Genomic DNA, 6,309 nt, shown 5'->3' on the forward strand with positions numbered 1-6,309 from the left:
CCGTACTTCCCGCGCCGGAGGGCGACCTGCACCTGGCGACGGGCACGGCGGCCTAGCACGGGCCGGGAGTCCGGCGGGCGGGATCGGGGTCAGGTCGGCCGGATCCGGCGAAAAGGGCATGGTTCCGGCCAACCCTCCACGAGCTGGGGGACCGCAGACAACCGACAGGGCCGTCCTTGGACTCTCACAGGCGGGACACAGCTTCGCGACGGGGGGCCGCGTCGTTCCGACGAGCGCGGCCGGTTGTGCGAGCGGGCTGTTGATCCATGTCCCGTCAGGCACTCGGATATGAGGATTGATGACCAGATCCCACCATGCCCGCCTGTGGCGCCCCGCGATCGCCGCGGGCGCGGCGATCGCCGTCACCGCCGGCGTCGTCGCGGCAGCACCCGACGCCCGGAAGGCACAGAGCAAGCCGAAGTTCAGTCTGATCGCCGCCTCCACATCGGTGACCCTCGACTCCTGGAAGGAAGATCCCGGCGTCTACCTCGACCTCGGGACGTACCTCACCGCCGAGGACGGCCCCCTCGAGCTCAAGGTGACCCGTAAGTCCTACAAGGACCCGGTCGTCGCCACGCAGATCATCCGGCAGGGGAACAAGGCGCCCAGGACCAAGACCCTGCCCGCGGGACTCGTGAAGGACTTCTCCGGGCTTCCCGGCTTCGTCCGGATCACGGTCACCGACGCGGCCGGCAAGACCGTGGTGACCAAGGACGAGGCGTTCTGCCCGAACAACGCCTCCGGCCGCGTCCGTCCCGACGCCCCGGCGAAGTCGAAGTATCCGCAGAGCTGTCCCACGAATCCCTTCACGCTCGGCTCTGTGTGGGGGGTGGAGAACGGCTGGGCGTCCAACACGTACTCCGGCTTCTACTCGGCCCCGGTCGCCCTGCCGGCCGGCAAGTACACCGCGAAGGTGTCCGTGGCGAAGCGCTACCGGGACCTGTTCGGCATCGCGGACAAGCCGCAGACGATCAGCGTGACCGTACGGGAACGCAGCTGGGAGGAGGGCACGCGCGCCTCCGCGGCCAAGGAGCACGCGGGCCACGCGGCCGGCCACTCGGGCCACAACGCCATGCGTCCTGAGGCGCCCGCGGCCCCCACGAGCGGCGCGGGGCCGTCGTACAACGTGGGCCACGGGCCCTACCCGCCCGCTCCTCCGGCCGTGCCGTGGGCCCTCAAGAAGGCCGCCCTCAAGGCCGCGCAGGCCGGTGACGGGACCGGGCGGACCGACGGCTCCAGGAAGGCCCCCGCGCTGACGCCCAACGCCAACCGGCCGACCGGCAAGGCGTCCGTGCCCAACGTGCCGAAGCCCGACCTGCGGTCGCTGCCGGCCTACGGCATCCAGATCAGCGACGGCGGGGACGACGTCCCCGGCAAGGACTACCTGGCGTTCAGCGCCAACGTGTGGAACGCGGGCCCCGCGCAACTGGTGGTGGACGGCTTCCGCTCCCCCGGCAAGAAGCTGATGGACGCCTATCAGTACTTCTACGACGCCGCCGGCAAGCAGGTCGGCTACGCCCCGACCGGCACCATGGAATGGGACCCGCGGCCCGGACACGAGCACTGGCACTTCACCGACTTCGCCAGCTACCGGCTGCTCAAGGCCGACCAGAAGGAAGCGGTGCGCAGCGGCAAGGAGGCCTTCTGCCTGGCCAACACCGACGCCGTCGACTACACGGTGAAGAACGCCAACTGGCACCCGGAGAACACCGACCTGTCCACCGCGTGCGGCCAGGAGAACTCCATCTCCGTCCGTGAGGTGCTGGACGTCGGCTCCGGCGACACGTACACCCAGGATCTGCCCGGCCAGTCCTTCGACATCACCGACCTTCCCAACGGCACCTACTACATCCAGGTGCTGGCCAACCCCGAGAAGCGGCTCCAGGAGACCGACCTCAACAACAACAGCGCGCTCCGCAAGGTCGTGCTGGGCGGCAAGCCGGGCGCCCGCACGGTGAAGGTGCCTGCGCACGACCTGGTCGACGCCAACTGACCTCCGTCCGACAGCAGGGCCGGAAAGTTCCGGCCGACGCCGGCCCCGGGCCACGCTCCCGGGGCCGGCGTCGCACATCTGTCCGCGCTCACGGGCCGCTCTGCCCCGCCCGCGAAAAAAATCCGCCGCGTCGTGTCGAGAACGCCCCGACGTCTCCGACGTCTCCTGTGAGAGTTGCCCGGAGGGGCGACCGACCGGCCACAAGGAGCGAGTCATGAAGTACCTGGTGATGATTCAGGGCACGCAGGCGGACTACGAGGCGATGAGCGGCAACGGCTCCGAGCACGCCCCGGCCTGGAACGAGAAGGACATGCAGGCGATGTTCTCGTTCATGCAGAGCGTCAACGACGACCTCGCCGAGTCCGGCGAGCTCGTCGACGGGCAGGGCCTGGCCGCGCCGGCGCAGGCCCGGCACGTCCTGTCCGGCAAGGACGGGCGGCCGGTGGTGACGGACGGGCCGTACGGCGAGACGAAGGAGGTGCTCGCCGGGTACTGGGTCCTGGAGTGCGAGAGCCTGGACCGCGTGACGGAGATCGCGTCCCGCATCACCCAGTGCCCGGTCCCCGAAGGCAGCACCGAATACCCCGTGGTGATCCGGCAGATCATGGACGGCGGAGGCGATGTCTGCTGATCCCCGCCGGGTCGAGGACCTGCTGCGCCTGCACGCGCCGCAGGTCCTCGGCGCGCTGGTGCGCCGGTACGGCCACTTCGACCTGGCCGAGGACGCCGTTCAGGAAGCGCTGCTGGCGGCGGCGCAGCAGTGGCCGGACGGCGGCGTACCGGACAATCCGCGCGGCTGGCTGATCAGGGTCGCCGCCCGCCGCCTGACGGACCTCCTGCGCAGCGAGGAGGCCAGGCGCCGCCGAGAGGAGACTGCCGGCCGGCTCGCCCCGCGGGACGCCTTCACCGGGCCACCGCCCGGTGAGGCACGCGCACCGTCCGAGGACGACACGCTCACCCTGCTCTTCCTGTGCTGCCATCCCGAGCTCAGCCCGCCCGCGCAGATCGCCCTGACCCTGCGGGCCGTCGGCGGTCTGACGACCGCCGAGATCGCCCGGGCCCACCTGGTGCCGGAGGCCACCATGGCGCAGCGGATCAGCCGGGCGAAGCAGCGGATACGAGGTCTGCCGTTCCGGCAGCCGGGACCGGGGGACCGGGACGCCCGGCTCGCCGCCGTTCTTCAGGTGCTCTACCTGATCTTCAACGAGGGCTACACGGCGACCTCCGGCCGTGATCTGCACCGCGGCGACCTGGCGGCGGAGGCGATCCGCCTCGTCCGCGCCGTGCGACGCCTGCTGCCGGCGGACGGTGCGGTGACCGGGCTGCTGGCGCTGATGCTGCTCACCGACGCCCGCAGCGCCGCCCGCACCGGCCCGCACGGAGAGCTGATCCCGCTCGACGAGCAGGACCGCACGCGCTGGGACCGCGCGGCGATCGCCGAGGGCACCCGACTGGTGGAGGAGGCGCTGGCACAGGGCCCGGCGGGCCCGTACCAACTGCAGGCGGCGATCGCCGCGTTGCACGACGAGGCTCCGAGCGCCGACGAGACCGACTGGCCGCAGATCCTCGCCCTGTACGACCTTCTCGTCGCCCGCACTCCCGAACCGATGGCTGAGCTCGGGCGGGCGGTGGCGACGGCGATGGTGCACGGACCACGGGCCGGTCTGGCCGAAGTGGCCCGCCTGGAGGACAGGCTGAGCGGCAACCACCGGCTCGAGTCCGTAAGGGCGCACCTGCTGGAGAAGGCCGGCGACGTCGACGCGGCGCGTGCCGCCTACCGCTCTGCGGCCGCCCTGACGCTGAGCATCCCGGAGGCCCGCTATCTCCGGGCCAGGGCCGCCCGGCTCAGCCCGTGACACCCGCGCGCCTCCGCCGGCACAGCCCCGGCGCCGCCCGGCGCTTCGCTGGCGGCGCACCGGCCGCCGGGTGATCATCAGGGCATGGACGCCACGATTCACCTCGCCCAGCAACCGGAGGCCGACGAGCTCCTCGGCCGCAGCCCGCTCGCCGCCCTGATCGGGATGCTCCTCGACCAGCAGATCCCCATGGAGTGGGCGTTCACCGGCCCGTACACGGTGGCGCAGCGCCTGGGCACCGACGATCTCGACGCCGCCGAGATCGCCGCCTACGACCCGGACGCCTTCACCGAACTGCTGCGGGAGAAGCCGGCGGTCCACCGCTACCCGGCGTCCATGGCCAAACGGGTTCAGGAGCTGTGCCGGTTCCTCGTCGACGAGTACGGCGGCGACGCGAGCGCCGTCTGGACGAACGCGGCCGACGGTGCGGACCTGCTGGCGAGGCTGAAGGCGCTGCCCGGCTTCGGCGAACAGAAGGCGCAGATCTTCCTGGCCCTCCTCGGCAAGCAGTACGGCGTACGCCCCGAGGGCTGGCGGGAGGCCGCCGGCGCGTACGGCGAGAAGGACTCGTACCGGTCGGCCGCCGACATCACCGGCCCCGAGTCGCTCGCCAGGGTGCGGGCGTACAAGCAGGAGAAGAAGGCCGCCGCCAAGGCAGCCAAGGCCACACAGACCGCCAGGACCCTGAAGGCGACGAAGACGGCCAAGTCCACCAAGTCGACGAAGTCGCCCAGGAAGCCCTGAAGTACCGGGAGTTGAAGTGGATGAAGCGCTTCCGTGTGCTGATGGGGGGAAATACGCCATGAGTTACGGCACAGGTGTTCACAGGGGCGACAGAGATCGCTAACTTCCCCTCAACCCTCGTACACATCGGGAAGGACCTCTGTGAAGGCAACCCATCGCAGAGCCGTGGCCACCGTGGCCGCTGCCGCACTCGCAACCCCGCTCCTGCTGGCATCCGCCTCCCCGTCCGCTGCGCAGCGTCAGGACCCGGGCGACCGGGCGGCCATGGACGCGTCGAAGCTGGCACGGAAGCTGGTCCAGAAGGCGTCCGCGGACGACGCCTTCGAGCACCTTGAGAAGTTCCAGCAGATAGCGGACAGCACGGGCGGTCACCGTGCCGCCGGTTCGCTCGGTCACGACGCCTCCGCCGCGTACGTGTACCAGCAGATGAAGAAGTACGGGTACGACGTCTCGTACCAGCGCTTCGACTTCATCTACACGGAGACGCTCGCCGAGAAGCTCTCCGTCGTCTCACCGACGCCGCGTGACGTCGACATCGCGGCCATGACGTACACCAAGTCCACTCCTGTGGGCGGCATCAAGGCCGCTGTGGCGGCGGTGCCCGTGGACGACACGACGGGCTGCGAGGCGGGCGACTACGCGTCGGACACCTTCACCGGCAAGATCGCGCTGATCAAGCGCGGCGGATGCAGCTTCGCCGACAAGCAGGCCGCCGCGGCCGCCGCCGGCGCGGTCGGCGCCATCGTCTACAACAATACCGAGGGCAGCCTCTCCGGAACCCTGGGCGACCAGGCCTCCGCGAAGATCCCGACCGGAGGCATCACCCAGGCCGACGGCGAGAAGCTCGCCGCCGACCTCGCCAAGGGCCCGCTGGAGGTCTCCTTCGAGGTCCGTGAGCTCCAGGAGAAGCGCAGCACCAACAACGTGATCGCGGAGACCCGCCGGGGCAACGCCGCCAACACGGTGATGCTCGGCGCCCACCTCGACTCGGTGACCGCCGGCCCCGGCATCAACGACAACGGCTCCGGCTCCGCCGGTCTGCTCGAGGTCGCGGAGGAGCTCGCCAAGCGGGAGAAGCAGCCCACCAACAAGGTGCGCTTCGCCTGGTGGTCGGCCGAGGAGAACGGACTGCTCGGCTCCGAGCACTACGTCGCGAACCTCAGCAGCTTGGGGAAGAAGGAGGTCAAGCTCTACCTCAACTTCGACATGATCGCGTCGCCGAACTACGGACTCTTCGTCTACGACGGCGACAACTCCGACGGCGTCGGCTCGGGAGCCGGCCCGGCGGGCTCCGCGCAGCTCGAGCGCGACATCAACGAGTTCCTCGACAAGCGGGGCACCCCGCACGAGGGCACCGACTTCACCGGCCGCTCCGACTACGGGCCGTTCATCGAGGTGGGCATCCCGTCCGGTGGCACCTTCACCGGCGCGGAGGGGATCAAGACCGAGGCGCAGGCGAAGAAGTTCGGCGGTTCCGCGGGCATCGCGTACGACGTGAACTACCACGCCGCGGGCGACGACATCAGCAACATCAACATGAAGGCGTTCGCCGTCAACATCGGCATCATCGCCAACGCCGTGGGCACCTACGCCCACGACATCAGCTCGCTGCGCAAGCCCGTCACGACCGTCCCGACGGACGGTGACGCCGGCAGCGGCGGCGGCCTCCACGACGGTCACGACCACGAAGTGACCGAGTAACACCGAACGTCACAC

General features: G+C 70.4%; 5 protein-coding genes. All 5 read left to right on the top strand.

Annotated elements, in window-relative coordinates:
- Nucleotides 1-298: 298 nt before the first annotated feature.
- Nucleotides 299-1,993 (top strand): lysyl oxidase family protein, encoded by a 1,695-nt coding sequence (locus ACWGH4_RS28785; RefSeq protein ID WP_453466073.1) that lies wholly within the window; start codon nucleotides 299-301, stop codon nucleotides 1,991-1,993.
- Between the two features lie 214 nt (nucleotides 1,994-2,207).
- Nucleotides 2,208-2,624: a YciI family protein gene (locus ACWGH4_RS28790; RefSeq protein WP_453466075.1), complete on the top strand. Its 417-nt coding sequence runs from the start codon at nucleotides 2,208-2,210 to the stop codon at nucleotides 2,622-2,624.
- The gene (locus ACWGH4_RS28795) at nucleotides 2,614-3,849 is read left to right on the top strand and encodes an RNA polymerase sigma factor (protein WP_453466077.1); all 1,236 of its coding nucleotides are present in this window, start codon (nucleotides 2,614-2,616) and stop codon (nucleotides 3,847-3,849) included. Before ACWGH4_RS28790 ends, ACWGH4_RS28795 begins: the two co-directional genes overlap by 11 nt.
- Before the next feature lie 84 nt (nucleotides 3,850-3,933).
- A complete protein-coding gene (locus ACWGH4_RS28800; RefSeq protein WP_453466079.1) occupies nucleotides 3,934-4,593 on the top strand; it encodes an HhH-GPD-type base excision DNA repair protein in 660 nt (219 codons plus the stop codon).
- 165 nt (nucleotides 4,594-4,758) lie between these two features.
- Nucleotides 4,759-6,294 (top strand): M28 family metallopeptidase, encoded by a 1,536-nt coding sequence (locus ACWGH4_RS28805; RefSeq protein ID WP_453466081.1) that lies wholly within the window; start codon nucleotides 4,759-4,761, stop codon nucleotides 6,292-6,294.
- Nucleotides 6,295-6,309 lie beyond the last annotated feature (15 nt).

Source organism: Streptomyces sp. NPDC054847, assembly GCF_053610925.1.

What these genes read in the sequence shown, in the direction of transcription:
- ACWGH4_RS28790 (WP_453466075.1), top strand. Translation starts at nt 2,208, where the DNA reads ATGAAGTACCTGGTGATGATTCAGGGCACGCAGGCGGACTACGAGGCG.
- ACWGH4_RS28795 (WP_453466077.1), top strand. Translation starts at nt 2,614, where the DNA reads ATGTCTGCTGATCCCCGCCGGGTCGAGGACCTGCTGCGCCTGCACGCG.
- ACWGH4_RS28800 (WP_453466079.1), top strand. Translation starts at nt 3,934, where the DNA reads ATGGACGCCACGATTCACCTCGCCCAGCAACCGGAGGCCGACGAGCTC.
- ACWGH4_RS28785 (WP_453466073.1), top strand. Translation starts at nt 299, where the DNA reads ATGACCAGATCCCACCATGCCCGCCTGTGGCGCCCCGCGATCGCCGCG.